Source organism: Pseudomonas sp. ACM7 (genome assembly GCF_004136015.1).
In the GTDB taxonomy this organism is placed as follows: Bacteria; Pseudomonadota; Gammaproteobacteria; order Pseudomonadales; family Pseudomonadaceae; genus Aquipseudomonas; species Aquipseudomonas frigoris.
Genome location: NZ_CP024866.1, coordinates 2625159 through 2648739 on the forward strand (window position 1 = coordinate 2625159; position 23581 = coordinate 2648739).

At 56.1% G+C, this 23581-nt stretch carries 23 protein-coding genes; 22 read left to right on the forward strand and 1 reads right to left on the reverse strand.

What is annotated here, in order from left to right; genetic code table 11:
- Window positions 1–30 precede the first annotated feature (30 nt).
- Complete coding sequence (gene dnaA, locus CUN63_RS12310; RefSeq protein WP_129439750.1) at window positions 31–1551, reverse strand: chromosomal replication initiator protein DnaA; 1521 nt, start codon at window positions 1549–1551, stop codon at window positions 31–33.
- 567 nt (window positions 1552–2118) lie between these two features.
- Here dnaA and rpmH point away from each other — a divergent pair.
- The 22 genes from rpmH (at window position 2119) to CUN63_RS12425 (ending at window position 23565) form a co-directional block, all read left to right on the forward strand.
- Entirely contained in the window at window positions 2119–2253 is a 135-nt protein-coding gene (rpmH, locus tag CUN63_RS12315) for a 50S ribosomal protein L34 (protein ID WP_003213577.1), read from the forward strand.
- A 16-nt stretch (window positions 2254–2269) separates the two neighbouring features.
- Window positions 2270–2671: a ribonuclease P protein component gene (gene rnpA, locus CUN63_RS12320; protein ID WP_031319201.1), complete on the forward strand. Its 402-nt coding sequence runs from the start codon at window positions 2270–2272 to the stop codon at window positions 2669–2671.
- Window positions 2664–2909 carry a membrane protein insertion efficiency factor YidD gene (yidD, locus tag CUN63_RS12325; RefSeq protein WP_074872215.1) on the forward strand — a complete coding sequence of 82 codons (246 nt, stop codon included), beginning with the start codon at window positions 2664–2666 and terminating at the stop codon, window positions 2907–2909. Before rnpA ends, yidD begins: the two co-directional genes overlap by 8 nt.
- Before the next feature lie 2 nt (window positions 2910–2911).
- Window positions 2912–4597, forward strand: coding sequence for a membrane protein insertase YidC (gene yidC, locus CUN63_RS12330; protein WP_129439752.1), 1686 nt, complete (start codon window positions 2912–2914; stop codon window positions 4595–4597).
- A gap of 79 nt (window positions 4598–4676) precedes the next feature.
- Window positions 4677–6047, forward strand: a complete 1371-nt coding sequence (gene mnmE, locus CUN63_RS12335) for a tRNA uridine-5-carboxymethylaminomethyl(34) synthesis GTPase MnmE (RefSeq protein WP_033059689.1) — start codon at window positions 4677–4679, stop codon at window positions 6045–6047.
- Window positions 6048–6598: 551 nt separating this feature from the next.
- The gene (gene mnmG / locus CUN63_RS12345; protein ID WP_129439754.1) at window positions 6599–8497 is read left to right on the forward strand and encodes a tRNA uridine-5-carboxymethylaminomethyl(34) synthesis enzyme MnmG; all 1899 of its coding nucleotides are present in this window, start codon (window positions 6599–6601) and stop codon (window positions 8495–8497) included.
- Window positions 8494–9138, forward strand: a complete 645-nt coding sequence (gene rsmG, locus CUN63_RS12350; protein ID WP_129439756.1) for a 16S rRNA (guanine(527)-N(7))-methyltransferase RsmG — start codon at window positions 8494–8496, stop codon at window positions 9136–9138. Before mnmG ends, rsmG begins: the two co-directional genes overlap by 4 nt.
- A gap of 18 nt (window positions 9139–9156) precedes the next feature.
- Complete coding sequence (locus CUN63_RS12355) at window positions 9157–9954, forward strand: ParA family protein (RefSeq protein WP_008155709.1); 798 nt, start codon at window positions 9157–9159, stop codon at window positions 9952–9954.
- 9 nt (window positions 9955–9963) lie between these two features.
- Window positions 9964–10836: a ParB/RepB/Spo0J family partition protein gene (locus CUN63_RS12360; RefSeq protein ID WP_129439758.1), complete on the forward strand. Its 873-nt coding sequence runs from the start codon at window positions 9964–9966 to the stop codon at window positions 10834–10836.
- Window positions 10837–10984: 148 nt separating this feature from the next.
- On the forward strand, window positions 10985–11392 hold the full coding sequence (locus CUN63_RS12365; protein ID WP_007948092.1) for a F0F1 ATP synthase subunit I: 408 nt from the start codon (window positions 10985–10987) through the stop codon (window positions 11390–11392).
- Window positions 11393–11408: 16 nt separating this feature from the next.
- Entirely contained in the window at window positions 11409–12278 is an 870-nt protein-coding gene (gene atpB / locus CUN63_RS12370) for a F0F1 ATP synthase subunit A (protein WP_129439761.1), read from the forward strand.
- Between the two features lie 134 nt (window positions 12279–12412).
- A complete protein-coding gene (gene atpE / locus CUN63_RS12375) occupies window positions 12413–12670 on the forward strand; it encodes a F0F1 ATP synthase subunit C (protein WP_002555987.1) in 258 nt (85 codons plus the stop codon).
- A 56-nt stretch (window positions 12671–12726) separates the two neighbouring features.
- Window positions 12727–13197, forward strand: coding sequence for a F0F1 ATP synthase subunit B (locus tag CUN63_RS12380; RefSeq protein ID WP_046044927.1), 471 nt, complete (start codon window positions 12727–12729; stop codon window positions 13195–13197).
- Window positions 13198–13209: 12 nt separating this feature from the next.
- Window positions 13210–13746 (forward strand): F0F1 ATP synthase subunit delta, encoded by a 537-nt coding sequence (locus tag CUN63_RS12385; protein WP_033059683.1) that lies wholly within the window; start codon window positions 13210–13212, stop codon window positions 13744–13746.
- 21 nt (window positions 13747–13767) lie between these two features.
- Window positions 13768–15312: a F0F1 ATP synthase subunit alpha gene (gene atpA, locus CUN63_RS12390; RefSeq protein ID WP_033059681.1), complete on the forward strand. Its 1545-nt coding sequence runs from the start codon at window positions 13768–13770 to the stop codon at window positions 15310–15312.
- 50 nt (window positions 15313–15362) lie between these two features.
- The gene (atpG, locus tag CUN63_RS12395; protein ID WP_123367463.1) at window positions 15363–16223 is read left to right on the forward strand and encodes a F0F1 ATP synthase subunit gamma; all 861 of its coding nucleotides are present in this window, start codon (window positions 15363–15365) and stop codon (window positions 16221–16223) included.
- A gap of 27 nt (window positions 16224–16250) precedes the next feature.
- Window positions 16251–17630 (forward strand): F0F1 ATP synthase subunit beta, encoded by a 1380-nt coding sequence (atpD, locus tag CUN63_RS12400; RefSeq protein ID WP_033059678.1) that lies wholly within the window; start codon window positions 16251–16253, stop codon window positions 17628–17630.
- 45 nt (window positions 17631–17675) lie between these two features.
- The gene (locus tag CUN63_RS12405) at window positions 17676–18101 is read left to right on the forward strand and encodes a F0F1 ATP synthase subunit epsilon (protein WP_033059677.1); all 426 of its coding nucleotides are present in this window, start codon (window positions 17676–17678) and stop codon (window positions 18099–18101) included.
- 116 nt (window positions 18102–18217) lie between these two features.
- The gene (gene glmU / locus CUN63_RS12410) at window positions 18218–19585 is read left to right on the forward strand and encodes a bifunctional UDP-N-acetylglucosamine diphosphorylase/glucosamine-1-phosphate N-acetyltransferase GlmU (RefSeq protein ID WP_129439763.1); all 1368 of its coding nucleotides are present in this window, start codon (window positions 18218–18220) and stop codon (window positions 19583–19585) included.
- Window positions 19586–19784: 199 nt separating this feature from the next.
- Window positions 19785–20564 (forward strand): DeoR/GlpR family DNA-binding transcription regulator, encoded by a 780-nt coding sequence (locus CUN63_RS12415; protein ID WP_178082700.1) that lies wholly within the window; start codon window positions 19785–19787, stop codon window positions 20562–20564.
- Between the two features lies 1 nt (window position 20565).
- Window positions 20566–22398: a glutamine--fructose-6-phosphate transaminase (isomerizing) gene (glmS, locus tag CUN63_RS12420; RefSeq protein WP_129439766.1), complete on the forward strand. Its 1833-nt coding sequence runs from the start codon at window positions 20566–20568 to the stop codon at window positions 22396–22398.
- A gap of 267 nt (window positions 22399–22665) precedes the next feature.
- Window positions 22666–23565, forward strand: a complete 900-nt coding sequence (locus CUN63_RS12425) for a TnsA endonuclease N-terminal domain-containing protein (protein ID WP_256657704.1) — start codon at window positions 22666–22668, stop codon at window positions 23563–23565.
- Window positions 23566–23581: the final 16 nt, after the last annotated feature.

A 23581-nucleotide genomic window follows, 5' to 3' on the forward strand; every position in this document is an offset into this window, starting at 1 on the left:
CCTTGCCTTAATAAGCTGCGCTGGTGTTCATCAAGTGGTCAGTGTACGCAGCAGGTTCTTGTAGTCCTCGCGGATGTCCGCGTCGGATTCCTTAAGTTCGTTGATCTTGCGGCAGGCGTGCAAAACAGTCGTGTGGTCCCGGCCGCCAAACACGTCGCCGATTTCCGGCAAGCTGTGGTTGGTCAGTTCTTTGGACAACGCCATGGCGACCTGACGCGGACGAGCTACCGAACGCGAACGACGTTTGGACAACAAGTCGGAGATCTTGATCTTGTAGTACTCGGCGACCGTGCGCTGAATGTTATCCACAGAGACCAGTTTGTCTTGCAGTGCCAACAGATCTTTCAGGGATTCGCGAATCAACTCGATGGTGATATCGCGGCCCATGAAGTGCGAGTGGGCGATCACGCGTTTGAGCGCGCCTTCCAGCTCACGGACGTTGGAACGAATACGCTGGGCAATGAAGAACGCCGCGTCATGGGGCAGATCGACTTTGGCCTGATCGGCCTTTTTCATTAGGATCGCCACACGGGTTTCCAGTTCCGGCGGCTCGACGGCTACCGTCAGGCCCCAGCCGAAGCGGGATTTTAGGCGCTCTTCAAGGCCTTCAATTTCTTTCGGGTAGCGGTCACTGGTGAGAATGACCTGCTGGCCACCTTCAAGCAGGGCGTTGAAGGTGTGGAAAAACTCTTCCTGGGAACGTTCTTTGCGAGCGAAGAACTGAATGTCATCGATCAACAATGCATCCACCGAACGGTAGAAGCGCTTGAACTCGTTGATGGCGTTCAGCTGCAGGGCCTTGACCATGTCGGCCACGAACCGCTCGGAATGCAGGTACACAACCTTGGCATTCGGATTCTTCTTTAACAGGTGGTTACCCACAGCGTGCATCAAGTGGGTTTTACCCAAACCGACACCACCATAAAGGAAGAGCGGGTTGTAACCGTGCTTGGGATTGTCCGCCACTTGCCAGGCCGCAGCCCGGGCCAGTTGGTTGGACTTGCCCTCGACGAAGTTTTCGAAGGTGAAGGTGCGGTTCAGGTAGCTGGTGTGCTTGAGCGCGCCTTCGACCTGCACCGTACGCTGTTCGGCGCGAATCGGAGCTTGTTGCGAACTGGCCCCGGCCATCGGGTCGAAGCTGTCGCGCGATGGCTCTTCATTAACCTCGGCAACTTTTTGCGTCGCACGCTTGGTCGGAGCGGCTAACTGGGCTGGCGCCGGGGCGCTGACAGGTGCTTGAGCGGCCTGAGCCTGTGAAGCAGCGGCGGCCAACGGAGCATTCGGGGCGGCACGCGGTGCCGAACTGCGTTTGCTGCCTATTAATAAGGACAGCGCCGGCGCCATGCCATTGCCATGCTCATCCAGCAGTTCAAGGACGCGGCCCAGGTACTTTTCGTTGACCCAGTCGAGAACAAAACGATTCGGTGCGTAGACACGCAACTCGTCGCCTTCGGCTTCGACCTGTAGTGGACGGATCCAAGTGTTGAATTGTTGGGCAGGCAGCTCATCGCGCAAAAGCTCCACGCACTGCTGCCAAAGTTCCACTGACACGGATATCCCCTAAGTTGAAAGCCGGTGAGGCAAAAACAAGCCGCCATTGTAGCCGACCAAGCCCCGACTTATCCACACGAAGGTTGTGCAACTCCCATGAAGAATCAGTGATTTATACGAAAAAAAGACGACCAGCGGTCTGTGCATAAGCTCTGTGGATAACCGGGCCTAAGGTCGTTGTACAAGTGGGGGCGAAACCCGGTGGATAACCACGCTGTGGATAAGTACCTCTTTCACACACAGCTTATCCGACAGCGCAGCACAGGGTTACCACCGTTTTCCACCGTAGTTGTCATTCTCTGTACATCACGACTTTAAAGGGCTGATGGCAGTTATCCACAGATGATCGTGTCCCTAGCTTTTATAAGCTTTACAGAAAAGCTTTAAATACTTTCCTTCTTAATTTCTATATCTAGCCAAGGAGCTCGGCAGGAAAAACGTCTGGAGATCTATTTATAAGGAATCGCTGGTTGGAAATTGACCTAGAGGCTTGCTTTCTCTAGAATCCCCGGTCTCTTAAAACGGGGGCCATTCCGGCCCGTTGTGGACGAACCAGGTAACACGACAATGAAACGTACTTTCCAACCAAGCACTATCAAACGCGCTCGTACCCACGGTTTCCGTGCTCGCATGGCTACCAAAAACGGTCGTGCCGTCCTGTCGCGTCGTCGCGCCAAAGGTCGTGCGCGTCTGGCAGTTTGATAATCCGGCACTGGAGGTGAGTCAGGACTTCAGTCGGGAAAAGCGTCTGCTTACTCCCCGGCATTTCAAGGCAGTCTTTGACTCCCCTACCGGCAAGGTTCCGGGGAAAAATCTCCTGCTCCTTGCGCGCAACAACGATCTTGATCACCCCCGTCTCGGGCTGGTTATCGGGAAAAAGAGCGTAAAGCTCTCCGTCGAGCGCAATCGCCTCAAACGTCTGATGCGCGAATCGTTCCGTCTGAACCAGGACTCACTGGCCGGCTGGGACATCGTTATCGTCGCGCGCAAAGGTTTGGGTGACGTAGAAAACCCCGAATTGATTCAGCATTTCGGCAAACTCTGGAAGCGTCTGGCACGCAGCACGCCGGTACCAGCAGTCAAAACCGAAACTGTAGGGGTAGACAGTCCCGATGCGTAAACTGGCACTCGTTCCGATCCAGTTTTATCGCTATGCCATTAGTCCTCTGATGGCCAGTCACTGTCGTTTCTACCCCAGTTGTTCCTGCTACGCGTATGAAGCCATAGAAAATCATGGCCTTCTGCGCGGTGGCTGGCTGGCCTTTCGTCGTTTAGGTCGCTGTCATCCGTGGAATCCCGGTGGTTATGACCCGGTTCCATCTATCCCTACCTCCCGTTCTTCTTCGATGGCCGAGTAATCATGGATATCAAACGCACGATCCTGATCGTCGCCCTGGCAATCGTGTCCTACGTTATGGTTCTTAAATGGAACCAGGACTATGGCCAGGCTGCCCTGCCGACTCAGAATGTTGCTTCCAGTACTACCGCACCGGGCCTACCGGATACGGCGACTGGCAATAATGCTTCTGTCAGTGACGACATTCCACGCGCCGCAAGCGATACCAGTGCAACTGCACCTGCTGAAACTCCAGTAGCTGCAAGCAAAGACCTCATCCAGATCAAAACGGATGTGCTCAACCTGGCAATCGATCCACAAGGTGGTGATGTCGCGCAGTTGACGCTGCCGCTGTATCCACGTCGCCAGGACCATCCGGAAATTCCATTCCAGTTGTTCGATAACGGCAACGAGCGGACTTATCTGGCCCAGAGCGGTCTGATCGGCACCAACGGTCCGGACGCCAGTCCTGCCGGTCGTCCGGTTTACTCCTCGGAGAAGAAGATTTACCAACTGGCTGACGGTCAGGACCAATTGGTCGCAGACCTGAAGTTCAGCAAGGACGGCGTCAACTACATCAAGCGTTTCACCCTGAAACGTGGCCTGTACGACGTAACCGTTTCCTACCTGATCGATAACCAGAGTGCCCAGCCCTGGTCCGGTGCAATGTTCGCGCAATTGAAGCGTGACGCCAGCTCCGATCCTTCTTCCAGCACCGCCACCGGCACCGCGACTTACCTGGGCGCCGCCCTGTGGACAAGTAACGAGCCGTACAAGAAAGTGTCCATGAAGGACATGGACAAGGCTCAGCTGAAAGAAACCGTTAACGGTGGTTGGGTTGCATGGTTGCAGCACTACTTCGTGACCGCGTGGATTCCGGCGAAAGGCGAGAACAACCTCGTCCAGACCCGTAAAGACAGCAAAGGCAACTACATCATCGGCTACACCGCTCCGGCAATGACTGTCGCGCCAGGTGCAAAAGCCGAGACCAGTGCCGTTCTGTATGCCGGTCCGAAAAGCCAGGCCGTACTGAAAGAGTTGTCCCCAGGTCTGGAACTGACCGTCGACTACGGCATCCTGTGGTTCATTGCCCAGCCAATTTTCTGGCTGCTGCAACACATCCACGCGCTGGTCGGCAACTGGGGCTGGTCGATCATCTTCCTGACCATGCTGATCAAAGGGATCTTCTTCCCGCTGTCGGCTGCCAGCTACAAATCCATGGCGCGCATGCGTGCAGTGGCACCGAAACTGGCGGCGCTGAAAGAGCAACATGGCGACGACCGGCAGAAGATGTCGCAATCCATGATGGAGCTGTACAAGAAAGAGAAGATCAATCCGCTGGGTGGTTGCTTGCCAATCCTCGTGCAGATGCCGGTTTTCCTTTCGTTGTACTGGGTTCTGCTGGAAAGCGTTGAAATGCGCCAAGCGCCGTTCATGCTGTGGATTACTGACCTGTCGATCAAGGATCCGTTCTTCATTCTGCCGATCATCATGGGTGCAACCATGTTCATCCAGCAGCAGCTGAACCCGACTCCTCCGGATCCGATGCAGGCCAAGGTGATGAAGCTGATGCCAATCATCTTCACCTTCTTCTTCCTGTGGTTCCCGGCTGGTCTGGTGCTGTACTGGGTAGTGAACAACTGCCTGTCGATCGCCCAACAGTGGTACATCACTCGTAAGATCGAAGCGGCTACCAAAGCAGCTGCCTGATTTACACTGTGGATAACCACTCAAAACGCCCCCTAGTGGGGCGTTTTGCTATCTGTCACTTTTGTCTGGATAACGGTTTATGAGCGTTCCTCGTGAAACCATCGCCGCCGTCGCCACCGCTCAAGGTCGCGGGGGTGTGGGCATCGTCCGTATTTCCGGGCCGCTGGCGAGTGTTGCGGCCAAGGCCTTCAGCGGTCGTGAACTCAAGCCAAGGTTTGCCCACTACGGCCCGTTCCTCAGTGAAAACGATGAGGTGCTGGATCAAGGCATCGCCCTGTATTTTCCCGGCCCGAACTCATTTACCGGCGAAGATGTGCTGGAACTCCAGGGCCACGGCGGTCCGATAGTTCTGGATATGCTGCTCAAGCGTTGCCTGGAACTGGGCTGTCGGTTGGCCCGGCCGGGTGAATTCAGCGAGCGCGCGTTCCTCAATGACAAACTCGACCTGGCTCAGGCCGAGGCCATCGCTGACTTGATCGAGGCGAGTTCTGCACAGGCTGCACGAAATGCGCTGCGTTCCTTGCAGGGCGCATTCTCCGAGCGTGTGCATAACCTCACCGAGCAACTGATTGGCCTGCGCATCTATGTCGAAGCGGCGATCGACTTCCCTGAAGAAGAAATCGACTTCCTCGCCGATGGTCACGTACTGAGCATGCTCGACAAAGTGCGTGACGAGTTATCCACCGTACTTCGGGAAGCCGGGCAGGGTGCCTTGCTGCGTGACGGGATGACCGTGGTGATCGCCGGCCGGCCGAATGCCGGTAAATCCAGCCTGTTGAATGCACTGGCCGGTCGTGAAGCCGCGATCGTCACCGAGATCGCCGGTACCACCCGGGACATTCTTCGTGAACATATCCACATCGATGGTATGCCGCTGCACGTGGTCGACACCGCAGGTCTGCGAGATACCGACGACCAGGTAGAAAAAATCGGTGTCGAACGGGCGCTGAAAGCAATCGGCGAGGCTGATCGCGTGCTGTTGGTGGTCGATGCTACGGCTCCTGAGGCACTTGATCCGTTCGCGTTATGGCCTGAATTTCTGGAGATCCGTCCCGATCCGGCGAAAGTCACGCTGATCCGAAACAAGGCTGACCTCACTGGCGAAGCCATTGCCCTGGAAGTCAGCGAGGATGGCCACGTCACCATCAGCCTGAGCGCCAAATCTGCAGGTGAAGGGCTGGAATTGCTGCGCGACCACCTCAAGGCCTGCATGGGCTACGAACAGACCTCGGAAAGCAGCTTCAGTGCTCGCAGGCGTCACCTTGAAGCGTTGCGTCACGCCAGTGCTTCCCTTGAGCACGGCCGTGCACAGCTGACCCTGGCGGGTGCCGGCGAACTGCTAGCCGAGGATTTGCGACAAGCCCAACACGCTTTGGGTGAAATCACTGGTGCATTCAGCTCTGATGACCTGCTGGGACGGATCTTTTCCAGCTTCTGTATCGGTAAATAATCTTCCCCGTTGTCCACAGACAGGCCATTCGTGCCTGTCTGTTCCCTCCTTTTCTTGAATTCTCTTCCAGTGCTGAGCAGATTCTTTCTGCTTGAGCGGATTTCCCGTGCCCTGGATTTGCTTATTCAGCAGTTTTCTGTGGATTAAGCCCTGTGAATAACTGCCTCTAAGGGCAGTTGATAACAGTGCCCCAAAACTGAAGATAACCGCCCCTGTGGATAAGCACCCCTTTAATCCACAGGCTTAAACCGGTTATCCAAGGGCCTCCTTGGCACATGACCACAGGGTTTTGAATCTCTGTACACATTTAATATAAAGGCCTGTAGAGATCTATCCACAGAAATGTGCCTCAGTAGAAATAAACATAAAAACAAAGATTTAATAAATTTCTTTCTTTTTAATTTCTATAACCGCGACTTCTCCACAGCTGGTTAAATTTTGTGCAAAGGGTTCTTTAGGAAGGGCGAAGTCCCTATACTTGCCGCCCAGGTCCAAAAACCTGAGCTCAAACTATTCCTGATTACCTAACTGAAGCAGGCACGAGGTGCGTGGTGGATTTCCCTTCCCGTTTTGAAGTGATCGTCATCGGCGGCGGTCATGCCGGTACCGAGGCAGCACTGGCCTCAGCACGCATGGGTGCAAAAACCCTGTTGCTGACGCATAACGTGGAAACCCTCGGTGCCATGAGTTGCAACCCCGCTATCGGTGGGATCGGCAAAAGCCATCTGGTCAAGGAAATCGATGCCCTGGGCGGCGCGATGGCCATGGCTACCGATAAAGGTGGTATTCAATTTCGCGTATTGAACAGCCGCAAAGGCCCGGCCGTGCGTGCAACCCGCGCTCAGGCTGATCGGGTTCTGTACAAGGCCGCTGTCCGCGAAATCCTTGAAAACCAGCCGAACCTGTGGATATTTCAACAGGCCGCCGACGACCTGATCGTCGAGCAAGAACAAGTGCGCGGTGTTGTCACCCAAATGGGCCTGCGTTTCTTCGCGGACTCCGTGGTGCTGACCACTGGCACCTTCCTCGGTGGACTTATCCACATCGGCTTGCAGAATTTTTCCGGCGGCCGTGCCGGTGATCCGCCGTCGATCGCCCTGGCGCATCGCTTGCGTGAATTGCCGCTGCGCGTTGGTCGCCTGAAAACCGGTACACCGCCGCGTATCGACGGTCGTTCTGTGGATTTCTCGGTGATGACGGAGCAAGCCGGCGATACACCGATCCCGGTGATGTCGTTCATGGGTTCCAAAGAGCAGCACCCGAAACAGGTCAGTTGCTGGATTACCCACACCAACACCCGCACCCACGAAATCATTGCCGCCAACCTGGATCGATCGCCGATGTATTCCGATGCCGGGTTGATCGAAGGTATCGGCCCGCGTTACTGCCCGTCGATCGAAGACAAGATCCATCGCTTTGCCGACAAGGAAAGCCATCAGGTTTTCATCGAACCGGAAGGCCTGACGACCAACGAGCTGTACCCGAACGGGATATCCACATCCCTGCCATTCGACGTGCAACTGCAGATCGTGCAATCGATCCGCGGTATGGAAAACGCGCACATCGTTCGCCCGGGCTACGCCATCGAATACGACTACTTCGACCCGCGTGACCTGAAGTACAACCTGGAAACAAAAGTCATCGGCGGTCTGTTCTTCGCCGGGCAAATCAACGGCACTACCGGGTACGAAGAAGCCGGCGCCCAGGGTTTGCTGGCCGGGGCCAACGCCGCACTACGTGCTCAGGGCAAAGATGCCTGGTGTCCGCGTCGCGACGAGGCGTACATCGGAGTGTTGGTCGACGACCTGATTACCCTGGGTACCCAGGAACCGTATCGGATGTTCACGTCCCGCGCCGAATACCGCCTGATCCTGCGCGAAGACAACGCCGACCTGCGCTTGACCGAAAAAGGTCGCGAACTGGGTCTGGTGGATGACGCGCGTTGGGCTGCGTTCTGCATCAAACGCGAGAGCATCACGCTGGAAGAGCAACGCCTGAAAAGTACCTGGGTTCGCCCGGGCACCGAGCAAGGCGATGCGATTTCCGAGAAGTTCGGCACGCCGCTGACCCACGAATACAACTTGCTCAACCTGCTGAGCCGTCCGGAAATCGACTACGCTGGTCTGATTGCCGTGACCGGCGGCGGCGCAGAAGATCCACAAGTCGCCGAGCAGGTCGAAATCAAGACCAAATACGCCGGTTACATCGATCGTCAGCAGGATGAAATCGCTCGTCTGCGGGCCAGCGAAGACACAAAACTGCCTGTGGATATCGATTACACGAATATTTCCGGTCTCTCCAAAGAGATCCAGAGCAAACTCGGTGCGACCCGTCCAGAGACTTTGGGCCAGGCGTCGCGTATCCCGGGTGTGACGCCGGCAGCGATTTCGCTGTTGATGATTCATTTGAAAAAACGCGGCGCGGGCCGTCAGTTGGAGCAAAGCGCTTGAGTTCGTTGGTCACCTCGCAACACGCAGAAGAGTTATCCACAGGTGCTCGCCAGCTCGGTGTCACGCTGACAGAAACCCAGCACGCGCAGCTGCTGGGTTATCTGGCCCTATTGATAAAATGGAACAAGGCTTACAACCTGACTGCCGTACGCGATCCGGATGAAATGGTTTCCCGTCACTTGCTCGATAGTTTGAGCGTGATGTCGTTCGTCGAAAACGGTCGATGGCTGGACGTCGGCAGCGGTGGTGGCATGCCGGGTATTCCGTTGGCCATCCTGTTTCCAGAGTCCCAAGTGACCTGCCTGGACAGCAACGGCAAGAAAACCCGCTTCCTGACCCAGGTCAAACTCGAACTCAAACTGGATAACCTGCAAGTTATCCACAGCCGCGTCGAAGCTTTTCAGCCTGATCAGCCATTCAACGGGATCATCTCCCGGGCGTTCAGCAGCATGGAGAACTTCAGCAACTGGACTCGCCACCTCGGCGACACCGATACGCGTTGGCTGGCAATGAAGGGCGTTCATCCCGCCGATGAGCTGGTAGCATTGCCGGCAGACTTCCACCTCGATAGCGAACACGCCCTGGCCGTACCCGGTTGCCAAGGCCAACGCCATCTGCTGATACTGCGCCGCACGGCATGATTGGGAACACAAGCAAGAATGGCTAAGGTATTCGCGATAGCGAACCAAAAGGGTGGTGTGGGCAAGACCACCACCTGTATCAACCTCGCAGCTTCCCTGGTCGCTACCAAGCGCCGGGTGCTGTTGATCGATCTCGATCCACAAGGCAACGCCACCATGGGTAGCGGTGTGGATAAACACGGCCTGGAGAACTCGGTCTACGACCTGCTGATCGGCGAATGCGATCTGGCCCAGGCCATGCACTATTCCGAGCACGGTGGTTACCAACTGCTGCCGGCCAACCGCGACCTGACCGCGGCCGAAGTGGTTCTGCTGGAAATGCAGATGAAGGAAAGCCGCCTGCGCAGCGCGTTGGCGCCGATCCGTGAAAACTACGATTACATTTTGATCGACTGTCCGCCGTCGTTGTCGATGCTCACGCTTAACGCACTGGTTGCGGCTGACGGGGTGATTATCCCCATGCAGTGCGAGTACTTCGCGCTCGAAGGCTTGAGCGACCTTGTGGATAACATCAAGCGCATCGCTGAGTTGCTGAACCCGAACCTGAAAGTCGAAGGCCTGTTGCGGACGATGTATGACCCGCGCCTGAGCCTGATGAACGATGTTTCGGCGCAGCTCAAGGAACACTTCGGCGAGCAGCTCTACGACACGGTGATTCCGCGCAACATCCGCCTGGCTGAAGCACCAAGCTATGGCATGCCGGCGCTGGCGTACGACAAATCATCGCGGGGCGCCATTGCCTATCTGGCATTGGCGGGCGAGATGGTTCGTCGTCAACGCAAAAACTCACGCACTGCCGCTGCTCAGGCAACTTAAGGAATCCCCATGGCCGTCAAGAAACGAGGTCTCGGACGTGGACTGGATGCACTGCTGAGTGGTCCGACTGTCAGCTCGCTGGAAGAACAAGCGGTGCAGGCTGATCAGCGTGAGCTGCAGCACCTGCCCCTGGACCTGATCCAGCGCGGCAAGTACCAGCCGCGGCGGGACATGGATCCTCAGGCGCTGGAAGAGCTGGCGCAGTCGATCAAGGCTCAGGGCGTGATGCAGCCGATCGTGGTTCGTCCGATTGGCAGCGGTCGCTTCGAAATCATCGCCGGTGAACGCCGCTGGCGCGCCAGCCAGCAGGCTGGCCAGGAAACCATCCCGGCGATGGTTCGCGATGTGCCGGATGAAACCGCAATCGCCATGGCGCTAATCGAGAACATCCAGCGCGAAGACCTCAATCCGATCGAAGAAGCGGTGGCTTTGCAGCGTTTGCAGCAGGAATTCCAGCTGACGCAGCAACAAGTGGCCGAAGCCGTGGGCAAATCCCGCGTGACCGTGGCCAACCTGCTACGCTTGATCGCGTTGCCGGAAGTCATCAAAACCATGCTGTCACACGGCGACCTGGAAATGGGTCATGCCCGTGCTTTGCTCGGTTTACCGGAAAATCAACAGGTTGAAGGGGCGCGACACGTTGTCGCACGGGGGCTGACTGTGCGCCAGACTGAAGCACTGGTTCGCCAGTGGTTGAGTGGTAAACACGAACCTGCTGAACCGGTAAAGCAGGACCCGGATATTGCACGACTCGAACAGCGTCTGGCTGAGCGCCTAGGCTCTGCGGTGCAGATTCGCCACGGGAAAAAGGGGAAGGGGCAGTTGGTGATCGGTTACAACTCCCTGGATGAGCTTCAAGGTGTACTTGCACACATCCGCTGAAACATTTCCTCATGTAGCGTGGAGTCGGAAATCACTACCTGACAGTTGAATAGGGGCAGAACCGCCCCTATACTCTGCGCGCATTTTGTCGGCACAAATTATGCCAAGTTATTGAATTATGGCAGCCGATCATTGGGGAGCAAAAACGATGGAAAGCCGCACGCCAAACCGCTTGCCGTTCCATCGCCTGGCAGTTTTTCCGGTCTTACTGGCTCAATTTGTCGTTTTGGTACTGGCCGCTTTGGCGCTCTGGTACTGGCATGGAGTCGTTGCCGGGTACTCAGGACTTTGCGGAGGCCTGATAGCCTTGCTGCCCAATGTTTATTTCGCTCACAGGGCATTTCGGTTTTCCGGCGCCCGAGCAGCTCAAGCCATCGTCCGGTCTTTTTATGCCGGCGAGGCGGGCAAACTAATTTTGACGGCAGTGCTCTTCGCATTGACGTTTGCAGGTGTGAAGCCATTGGCGCCGCTAGCTGTATTCGGCGTCTTCGTGTTGACCCAACTGGTCAGCTGGTTCGCGCCCCTGCTGATGAGAACAAGACTTTCGAGACCTTAGGGCGTTTGAGGCAACCATGGCAGAGACAACCGCTTCGGGCTATATCCAGCACCACTTACAGAACCTGACCTTCGGTCAGCACCCAACTGGCGAGTGGGGTTTTGCCCACACCGCAGCAGAAGCCAAAGAAATGGGCTTCTGGGCTTTCCACGTCGATACCCTCGGCTGGTCGGTCGCGTTGGGTCTGATCTTCGTTCTTCTTTTCCGCATGGCGGCAAAGAAGGCGACTTCCGGTCAGCCTGGCGGCCTGCAGAACTTCGTAGAGGTTCTGATCGAGTTCGTCGACACCAGCGTGAAAGATACCTTTCACGGCCGTAATCCATTGATCGCGCCATTGGCTCTGACGATTTTTGTCTGGGTGTTCCTGATGAACGCCGTCGACCTGGTACCGGTTGACTGGATTCCTAAGCTGGCTGCCTTCATTACTGGCGACCCGCACCTGGTCTTCCGTGCTGTTTCTACCACTGACCCGAATGCGACCCTGGGCATGTCCCTGTCGGTATTCGCGTTGATCATTTTCTACAGCATCAAGGTCAAGGGCATCGGCGGCTTCATCGGCGAACTGACCCTGCACCCGTTCGGCAGCAAGAACATCTTCGTTCAAGCCCTGCTGATTCCGGTGAACTTCCTGCTGGAGTTCGTGACGCTGGTTGCCAAGCCAATCTCCCTGGCACTGCGTCTGTTCGGCAACATGTACGCCGGCGAGCTGGTCTTCATTCTGATTGCTGTGATGTTCGGCAGCGGTCTGCTCTGGCTTAGTGGCCTGGGCGTAGTTCTGCAGTGGGCGTGGGCTGTGTTCCACATCCTGATCATCACCCTGCAGGCGTTTATCTTCATGATGCTGTCCATCGTTTACCTGTCGATGGCGCACGAAGAGAACCATTAAGACCAGTCTCAGACTAGTCTGATGTCCCACTCGGTCAAACGAGTGGGTGCCCGAACAGGGCTATGAAACGATTTGTTTTACCGCTTTAAAATCTAAAAAACCTAAACCATACGACGTAAAAGTCGGGAGGAAAGATGGAAACTGTAGTTGGTCTAACCGCTATCGCTGTTGCACTGTTGATCGGCCTGGGCGCACTGGGTACCGCAATTGGTTTCGGCCTGTTGGGTGGCAAGTTCCTGGAAGGCGCAGCGCGTCAGCCAGAGATGGTTCCAATGCTGCAAGTCAAAATGTTCATCGTTGCCGGTCTGCTCGACGCCGTAACCATGATCGGTGTTGGTATCGCTCTGTTCTTCACCTTCGCGAACCCATTCGTTGGTCAACTCGCTGGCTAATTACTCGAACCTTCGAGTAATTGGTGTGATGTGCAACGAACGAGCGAGGTGTTGGCGTGAACATTAATGCAACCCTGATTGGCCAGTCCGTTGCGTTCTTCATTTTTGTACTGTTTTGCATGAAGTTCGTGTGGCCTCCGGTCATCGCGGCTTTGCACGAACGTCAGAAGAAGATCGCGGATGGACTGGATGCTGCCAGCCGAGCAGCTCGCGACCTGGAGTTGGCCCAAGAGAAAGCGGGTCATCAACTGCGCGAAGCAAAAGCTCAGGCAGCTGAAATCATTGAGCAAGCCAAGAAACGCGGTAACCAGATCGTTGATGAGGCCGTTGAAAAAGCCCGTATCGACGCTGACCGTGTGAAGGTTCAGGCTCAGGCCGAGATCGAGCAGGAACTGAACAGTGTCAAAGACGCGCTGCGTGCCCAATTGGGTGCTCTGGCCGTTGGCGGCGCCGAGAAGATCCTGGGTGCCACAATCGATCAAAACGCGCACGCGGAGCTGGTAAACAAACTGGCTGCTGAAATTTAAGCGAGGGCGATCATGGCAGAATTGACCACGTTGGCCCGACCTTACGCTAAGGCAGCCTTCGAGCACGCCCAGGCCCACCAGCAACTGGCCTCTTGGTCAGCCATGCTCGGCCTGGCTGCGGCAGTGTCGCAAGACGACACCATGCAGCGCGTGCTCAAGGCCCCGCGACTGACGAGCGCAAACAAGGCCACCACGTTTATTGACGTGTGTGGCGACAAGTTCGATGCCAAGGCACAGAATTTCATTCACGTCGTTGCCGAAAACGACCGTCTCCCGCTTTTGCCGGAGATCGCCGCTCTGTTTGACCTGTACAAGGCCGAACAAGAGAAATCGGTAGACGTGGACGTAACCAGTGCTTTTGCATTGAACCAAGAACAGCAAGACAAACTCGCCAAGGTTCTCAGTGCACGGCTCGGCCGGGAAGTGCGACTGCACGCTGCGGAGGATGCCACCCTTATTGGTGGTGTCATCATCCGCGCCGGCGACTTGGTAATCGATGGCTCGATTCGCGGCAAACTCGCGAACCTTGCCGAAGCATTGAAATCTTGAGTTTGAAGGGGCAGCAGAGCAATGCAGCAACTCAATCCTTCCGAAATAAGTGAAATTATCAAGGGCCGCATCGACAAGCTCGATGTGACCTCCCAAGCCCGTAACGAAGGCACTGTCGTCAGCGTATCTGACGGTATCGTGCGGATTCACGGTCTGGCCGACGTAATGTACGGCGAGATGATCGAGTTTCCGGGCGGCGTCTTCGGTATGGCTCTCAACCTGGAGCAAGACTCTGTAGGTGCCGTTGTATTGGGCTCTTACCAGTCTCTGGCTGAAGGCATGAGCGCCAAGTGCACTGGCCGCATCCTCGAAGTTCCGGTTGGTAAGGAACTGCTGGGTCGCGTAGTCGACGCACTGGGTAACCCAGTTGACGGCAAAGGTCCGCTGAACAACACCGAGACCGATGCGGTCGAGAAAGTTGCTCCAGGCGTGATCTGGCGTAAGTCGGTAGACCAGCCTGTACAGACTGGCTACAAGGCTGTCGATGCCATGATTCCTGTCGGCCGTGGCCAGCGTGAGCTGATCATCGGTGACCGTCAGATCGGTAAAACCGCTCTGGCGATCGACGCGATCATCAACCAGAAAAACAGCGGTATTTTCTGCGTCTACGTAGCTATCGGTCAGAAACAATCGACCATCGCTAACGTGGTTCGCAAGCTGGAAGAAAACGGCGCACTGGCTAACACCATCGTCGTTGCCGCGAGCGCTTCGGAATCTGCAGCACTGCAGTTCCTGGCACCGTACTCCGGTTGCACCATGGGTGAATTCTTCCGCGACCGCGGTGAAGACGCGCTGATCGTTTATGACGATCTGTCCAAGCAAGCAGTGGCTTACCGCCAGATTTCCCTGCTGCTGCGCCGTCCACCAGGCCGTGAAGCTTACCCAGGCGACGTGTTCTATCTCCACTCCCGTCTGCTGGAGCGCGCATCCCGCGTTTCGGAAGAGTACGTAGAGAAGTTCACCAATGGCGCAGTGACCGGCAAAACCGGTTCCCTGACCGCACTGCCGATCATCGAAACCCAGGCTGGCGACGTTTCCGCGTTCGTTCCGACCAACGTGATTTCCATCACCGACGGTCAGATCTTCCTGGAATCGGCCATGTTCAACTCCGGGATCCGTCCTGCTGTGAACGCCGGTGTTTCGGTATCCCGTGTGGGTGGTGCCGCTCAGACCAAGATCATCAAGAAGCTCTCCGGTGGTATCCGTACCGCTCTGGCTCAGTACCGTGAACTGGCGGCATTCGCCCAGTTCGCTTCTGACCTGGACGAAGCGACCCGGAAGCAACTTGAGCATGGTCAGCGCGTTACCGAGCTGATGAAGCAGAAGCAATACGCACCAATGTCGATCGCTGACATGGCGCTGTCGCTGTATGCCGCTGAGCGTGGGTTCCTGACTGACGTTGAAATCGCCAAGATCGGCAGCTTCGAACAAGCGCTGATTGCTTTCTTCAACCGCGATCACGCCGAATTGATGGCGAAGATCAACGTGAAGGGTGACTTCAATGACGAAATCGACGCTGGCATGAAAGCCGGTATCGAGAAGTTCAAGGCCACCCAAACCTGGTAAGCCGCAGCGGGAGCCGCAAGGCTCCCGCTTGCTAACCTGATAGGTGTTACATGGCAGGCGCAAAAGAGATTCGCAGTAAGATTGCGAGCATCAAAAGCACGCAAAAGATTACCAGCGCCATGGAAAAAGTGGCGGTCAGCAAAATGCGCAAGGCACAAATGCGTATGTCTGCTAGCCGTCCTTACGCGGAGCGCATCCGCCAGGTTATTGGTCATTTGGCCAACGCTAACCCGGAATATCGCCACCCCTTCATGATCGAGCGTGAAATCAAGCGCGTCGGTTATGTCGTAGTGAGCAGTGACCGTGGTCTGTGTGGTGGCTTGAACACCAACCTGTTCAAGGCCCTGGTCAAGGACATGGCGGTAAACCGCGAAAACGGCGTCGAGATCGATCTGTGTGTTGTTGGTAGCAAGGGTGCGGCTTTCTTCCGCAACTTCGGCGGTAACGTCGTTGCAGCTATCAGCCACCTGGGTGAAGAGCCGTCGATCAATGATCTGATTGGCAGCGTCAAGGTGATGCTGGATGCCTACCTGGACGGCCGTATTGATCGCCTGTCCGTGGTGTCCAACAAGTTCATCAACACCATGACGCAACAGCCTACTGTGGAGCAGTTGATTCCACTGGAGGCGACCCCGGATCAATCGCTCAAGCACCACTGGGACTATCTCTACGAACCGGATGCCAAAGAGCTGCTTGACGGCTTGATGGTCCGTTACGTCGAGTCGCAGGTCTACCAGGCGGTGGTCGAGAACAACGCGGCTGAACAAGCTGCGCGGATGATCGCGATGAAGAACGCTACCGACAACGCCGGTGATTTGATCAGCGATTTGCAGCTGGTCTACAACAAGGCGCGTCAGGCTGCGATCACCCAAGAGATCTCGGAAATCGTCGGCGGCGCTGCCGCGGTTTAACGGTTCAAATATTCAGAGGATCCAGCTATGAGTAGCGGACGTATCGTTCAAATCATCGGCGCCGTTATCGACGTGGAATTTCCACGCGACAGCGTACCGAGCATCTATAACGCGCTGTTGGTACAAAGCGCGGCAGGGACCACTCTGGAAGTTCAGCAACAGCTGGGCGACGGCGTGGTTCGTACCATTGCGATGGGTTCCACCGAAGGCTTGAAGCGCGGTCTGGAAGTCAAAGACTCCGGCGCAGCCATCTCCGTACCGGTCGGTAAAGCGACCCTGGGCCGGATCATGGACGTACTGGGCAACCCGATCGACGAAGCTGGCCCGATCGACACCGAAGAGCGCTGGGGCATTCACCGTCCTGCGCCAACCTTCGCTGAACAAGCTGGCGGCAACGACCTGCTGGAAACCGGCATCAAGGTTATCGACCTGGTTTGCCCGTTCGCCAAGGGTGGTAAAGTCGGTCTGTTCGGTGGTGCCGGTGTAGGCAAAACCGTAAACATGATGGAACTGATCCGTAACATCGCCATCGAGCACAGCGGTTATTCCGTGTTCGCCGGTGTGGGTGAGCGTACTCGTGAGGGTAACGACTTCTACCACGAGATGAAGGATTCCAACGTTCTGGACAAAGTGGCACTAGTTTACGGTCAGATGAACGAGCCGCCGGGTAACCGTCTGCGCGTAGCACTGACCGGCCTGACCATGGCCGAGAAGTTCCGTGACGAAGGTAACGACGTTCTGCTGTTCGTCGACAACATCTATCGTTACACCCTGGCCGGTACTGAAGTATCCGCACTGCTGGGCCGTATGCCTTCCGCAGTAGGTTACCAGCCGACCCTGGCCGAAGAGATGGGTACTCTGCAAGAGCGTATCACTTCGACCAAAAACGGTTCGATCACTTCGATCCAAGCGGTATACGTACCTGCGGATGACTTGACTGACCCGTCGCCAGCGACCACTTTCGCCCACTTGGACGCCACCGTCGTTCTGTCCCGTGACATCGCTTCCCTGGGTATCTACCCAGCGGTCGATCCACTCGACTCGACTTCGCGCCAGCTGGACCCGAACGTAATCGGCCAGGACCACTACGACACCGCTCGCGGCGTACAGTATGTTCTGCAACGTTACAAAGAACTGAAGGACATCATTGCGATCCTGGGTATGGACGAGCTGTCGGAAGCCGACAAGCAGTTGGTAAACCGTGCTCGTAAGATCCAGCGTTTCTTGTCGCAGCCGTTCTTCGTGGCTGAAGTCTTCACCGGTGCTTCGGGTAAATACGTTTCCCTGAAAGACACCATTGCTGGCTTCAAAGGCATCCTCAACGGTGACTACGACCACCTGCCAGAACAAGCGTTCTACATGGTCGGCGGCATCGAAGAAGCGATCGAGAAAGCCAAGAAACTGTAATCCCGGCGCCCGGCAACGGGCGCTAATTTAGGTTGAGGCAATCAGATGGCTATGACAGTCCATTGCGATATCGTCAGCGCGGAAGGGGAAATCTTCTCCGGCCTGGTCGAGATGGTGGTTGCGCACGGTGCACTGGGTGATCTTGGTATCGCCCTGGGTCACGCGCCGCTGATCACTAATCTCAAGCCGGGCCCGATCCGCCTGATCAAGCAGGGCGGGGAAGAGGAGGTGTATTACATCTCCGGCGGTTTCCTCGAGGTTCAGCCGAACATGGTCAAGGTACTTGCCGACACTGTGCAACGTGCTGCCGACCTGGACGAAGCCTCCGCTCAGGAAGCCGTTAAGGCTGCCGAGAAGGCCTTGCATGACCGTGGTGCAGAATTCGATTACGGTTCTGCTGCTGCACGTCTGGCCGAGGCTACAGCTCAGCTGCGCACCGTCCAGCAGATCCGCAAGAAGTTCGGCCACTAATAGGCCACCGCTTGTTGTGCGATTGATTAAAAAGGGTAGCTTCGGCTACCCTTTTTTCTTTTTAGATATTCATAACCTGGTCGCAGCCGCTGACCTCCCAGGATTGGTAGCCAGTCATGTCTTTAGAAATCGTTATCCTCGCTGCTGGTCAGGGCACTCGCATGCGTTCGGCACTGCCGAAGGTTCTGCATCCGATTGCCGGCAACTCGATGCTCGGCCATGTTATCCACAGCGCCCGGCAACTTGATCCACAGCGCATCCACGTCGTCATCGGCCATGGCGCCGATGCAGTGCGCGAGCGCCTGGCGGCTGATGATCTTAATTTCGTCCTGCAGGACAAACAGCTTGGGACTGGCCACGCGGTAGCTCAAGCGGTGCCTTTTATTGAGTCCGACACCGTCCTGATTCTTTATGGTGACGTGCCATTGATCGAAGTCGAGACCCTGCAGCGTCTGCTCAAGCAAGTAGCGCCGCAGCAACTGGGCTTGTTGACAGTAGAACTGGACGACCCGACCGGCTATGGCCGCATCGTCCGCGACGCCGACGGCAAAGTGACAGCCATCGTCGAGCAGAAGGACGCCAACGAAGCCGAACGAGCGATCACTGAAGGCAACACCGGCATTCTGGCGCTGCCGTTCGCGCAATTGGCTGGCTGGATGAGCCGTCTATCGAACAATAACGCCCAGGGCGAGTACTACCTGACCGACGTGATCGCCATGGCAGTCAGCGACGGTCTGGTGGTGGCAACCGAGCAACCCCACGACGCCATGGAAGTGCAGGGCGCCAACGACCGCAAGCAGCTTTCCGAGCTTGAGCGTCACTATCAGCTGCGCGCTGGTCGTCGGTTGATGGCTCAGGGCGTGACCCTGCGTGATCCGGCTCGTTTTGATGTACGCGGTGAAATCACCGTCGGCCGCGATGTGCTGATCGACATCAACGTGATCCTCGAAGGCAAGGTCATTATCGAGGACGACGTGGTGATCGGCCCGAACTGCGTGATCAAGGACAGCACCCTGCGCAAAGGTGTGGTGATCAAGGCCAACAGCCACATCGAAGGCGCGATTCTCGGCGAAGGCAGCGATGCCGGCCCGTTCGCTCGTTTGCGTCCAGGTACTGTGCTGGAAGCACGCGCCCATGTGGGTAACTTTGTTGAGTTGAAAAACGCTCACTTGGGCGAAGGCGCCAAGGCCGGTCATCTGACCTATCTGGGTGATGCCGAGATCGGCGCGCGTACCAACATCGGCGCGGGCACCATCACCTGCAACTACGACGGTGCCAATAAGTGGAAAACCGTGCTGGGTGAAGATGTGTTCATCGGTTCCAACAACTCGTTGGTTGCGCCTGTGGATATCTCTTCGGGTGCGACCACGGCGGCGGGTTCGACCATTACGCAGAATGTGGATAACGCGCAGTTGGCCGTGGGTCGTGCGCGGCAGAAGAATATCGATGGCTGGAAGCGGCCTGAGAAAATCAAGAAGGGTTGAGTTATCCACAGATTGAAAGATCAAAAGATCGCAGCCTTCGGCAGCTCCTACAGAGTGAACACGAATTCCCTGTAGGAGCTGCCGAAGGCAGCGATATTTTTATGGGTTATCCACAGGTCTTTTTATCGCCCCACGCTTGACGAAGTTTCACCAATAGGTTTTGATTGCTTTCGTTATCTTTCGAATCGAAACTTACCAAATCATGTCGAAACGCAATACACCTCAGCGCCGTCACAACATCCTTGCCTTGCTCAATGAGCAGGGCGAAGTCAGTGTAGATGGGCTGGCCAAGCGCTTCGAAACGTCGGAAGTTACTATCCGCAAGGATCTCGCGGCGCTTGAGACCAATGGTTTGCTGCTGCGCCGTTATGGCGGAGCGATTACCCTGCCTCAAGAGCTGGTGGCCGACCTTGGTCAACCGGTGTCCAAATACAAGCAGGCCATCGCCTGCGCTGCCGTCACACGGATTCGTGAGCATGCGCGAATCATCATCGACAGCGGCAGCACCACGGCGGCGATGATTCCGGAGCTCGGCCAGCAGCCGGGCCTGGTCGTGATGACCAACTCCCTGCATGTTGCCAATGCCTTGAGCGAGCTTGAGCATGAGCCGGTACTGTTGATGACCGGCGGCACCTGGGACCCGCATTCCGAATCCTTTCAGGGGCAGGTGGCCGAGCAGGTACTACGCTCTTACGATTTCGACCAGTTGTTCATCGGTGCCGACGGCATCGACCTAGTTCGCGGTACCACCACCTTCAACGAACTGCTGGGACTGAGCCGGGTCATGGCTGAAGTCGCCCGGGAAGTGGTTGTCATGGTGGAGGCCGACAAGATCGGCCGCAAGATTCCCAACCTGGAACTGCCCTGGAGCAGCGTCCATACCCTTATTACCGATGATCGCCTGCCGCTTGAGGCACGGGATCAGATTCAGGCTCGCGGAATCAACTTGATCCTCGCGGCTGTCAGTCAGGAGACATAGCATGTGTGGAATTGTCGGCGCAGTTGCAGAACGTAATATCACCGCCATCCTGCTCGAAGGCCTGAAACGCCTGGAATACCGTGGCTATGACAGTGCCGGTGTAGCGGTCTACACCCATGACCAAAAGCTTGAGCGCCTGCGTCGCCCGGGCAAGGTCAGTGAATTGGAACAGGCGCTGGCCGAAGAACCGCTGGTCGGCCGCCTGGGTATCGCCCACACCCGCTGGGCCACCCATGGAGCGCCGTGCGAGCGCAACGCTCACCCGCATTTCTCCGGTGATCTGGCGGTGGTGCACAACGGCATCATCGAGAACCACGAAGCCCTGCGCGAGCAACTGAAAGCCTTGGGTTACGTGTTCACCTCGGACACCGATACCGAAGTCATCGCTCACCTGTTGAACCACAAACTCAAGGATCTGCCGGATCTGACCGTGGCCCTGAAAGCTACTGTCAAAGAGCTGCACGGTGCTTACGGTCTGGCTGTCATCAGCGCTCAGCAACCGGATCGTCTGGTCGCCGCCCGCAGCGGCAGCCCGCTGGTCATCGGTCTGGGCATGGGTGAAAACTTCCTGGCTTCCGATCAGTTGGCCCTGCGTCAGGTCACTGACCGCTTCATGTACCTGGAAGAAGGCGATATCGCCGAAATTAGCCGCGACAGCGTGCAGATCTGGGACTTGAGCGGCCAAGTGGTCGAACGTGAGTCGGTGCAGTACCGCGATGGCGCCGAAGCCGCCGACAAGGGCGAATTCCGCCACTTCATGCTCAAGGAAATTCACGAGCAACCGGCCGTGGTGCAGCGCACCCTGGAAGGTCGCATCAGCCACAATCAAGTGCTGGTGCAAGCGTTCGGTCCACAGGCTGCCGAGCTGTTCGCCAAAGTGCGTAACGTGCAGATCGTCGCGTGCGGCACCAGTTACCACGCCGGCATGGTTGCCCGTTACTGGCTCGAAGAACTGGCCGGCATCCCGTGCCAAGTCGAAGTCGCCAGCGAATTCCGCTACCGCAAGGTGGTGGTGCAGCCCGACACCCTGTTCGTGACCATCTCCCAGTCCGGTGAAACCGCCGACACCCTGGCCGCACTGCGTAACGCCAAAGTGTTGGGTTACCTGGCGAGCCTGGCGATTTGCAACGTCGGCATAAGCTCGCTGGTGCGTGAATCCGATCTGACTCTGCTGACCCAGGCCGGTCGCGAAATTGGCGTGGCCTCGACCAAAGCCTTTACCACTCAGTTGGTCGGTCTGCTGTTGCTGACCCTGTCCTTGGGTCAGGTTCACGGCACGTTGGCCAAAGGCGTCGAAGCCACATTGGTTGAAGAACTGCGTCGCCTGCCAACCCGCCTCGGCGAAGCCCTGGCCATGGACGGCACCGTCGAAAAAATCGCCGAGCTGTTCGCCGAGAAAAACCACACCCTGTTCCTCGGTCGTGGCGCGCAATTCCCGGTGGCAATGGAAGGGGCGCTCAAGCTTAAGGAAATCTCCTACATCCACGCTGAAGCCTATCCGGCCGGCGAGCTGAAACACGGCCCGTTGGCGCTTGTGGATAACGACATGCCGGTGGTCACCGTGGCACCGAACAACGAACTGCTGGAGAAGTTGAAATCCAACCTCCAGGAAGTCCGCGCCCGGGGTGGCGAGCTGATCGTCTTCGCAGACGAACAAGCTGGCATGACCAATGGCGAAGGCACTCATGTTGTGCAAATGCCGCACATCCACGACATCCTGTCGCCGATCCTCTACACGATTCCGCTGCAGTTGCTCTCGTATTACGTTGCCGTGTTGAAGGGCACCGACGTTGATCAGCCGCGTAACCTGGCGAAGTCGGTGACGGTGGAATAAGTTATCCACAGGTGATGGAAACTGTTTACGAATAATAAAGGTTGTCACAAAACAATAAAGGTTGTCACAAGTTAATAAAGGTTGTCACAAGCCTCTGCCCCGACCGCATATCGGGGCGGAAGCGGGTCCTGAAATTAAGGATCACAATCCCTTATGCTCCGCTGTGACTGTTGTCCAGGCAGAACCCGCTCCTGACATTTCATCACGCCACGTACCTTCTGTGCCGTTCCGATCGAGTGGGTCGCCCCATGATGAGCGACTGGTAAAATGACATCTGTCCCCGCTGCATTGGCTAAGCCTGCCTCCTCCAAGCTGATGACCCAGCAGAAAATTGATAGAAAAATAAAATCGGGCCGCGGAAAAGGGGTGAGAGAATCCTATGAGCCCTGGATTAAGGTTTGGGATATCAAATCTAAGGGTGTGTCTCACCTCGTGCCAGGAATGAAATTCCTACGTACCCATCATCTGTTGTCCAATGCTGAGCGCGACTACCACATGATCCTTGAGCAGGATCCTTCCATTATTGATATTCGGGAGCAGTTTCCACTTTTCACACAAGCGGAGACCCAGGCTATAGCTTCGAGCCTGAACATTCTTCACCCTGTGTACCCGGGCACTCAAATTCCAGTCGTTATGACAACTGACTTTTTAATAACTTTCGTAGACCCGAAAGGCGAAGAGCGGCTGGCTGCGCGATCTGTTAAATATCGGAAAGAGTTTGAAGAAGCTGACTTCGATGAGAAAAATCGGATTATGGAGAAGCTCGCTATCGAAGAAAAATATTGGGCAATGAGGAAGGTAGAGTGGAAGCTAGTTCTTCACGAAAATCTGCCACTAAACAAGATAGCAAATCTTGTCATCCTTAGAACTTATGCGATTATCCATCCCTCTTTGCCTACAGACAAAAACATAGATAAATTGCTCGATTTTATAGCGGGATGTAAAACTGATCAAATCCCACTCAAGGCACTATTAGAGAAAGCGTCCAGAGTCATCTTTATTGATTATATGGGCGTTAAACGTCTTTTTCACCATCTTCTATGGATAGGCCGGTTGGAGACGGACCTCACCTCTAGGGTGATTAGATTATCTGAACCTTTGCATGTGTGGATTAGTGAATCATCCTTGGTCGTTACAGCACCAGTTGAGGTACCTCATCATGCTTAGCCTAAGAGTTAACTGT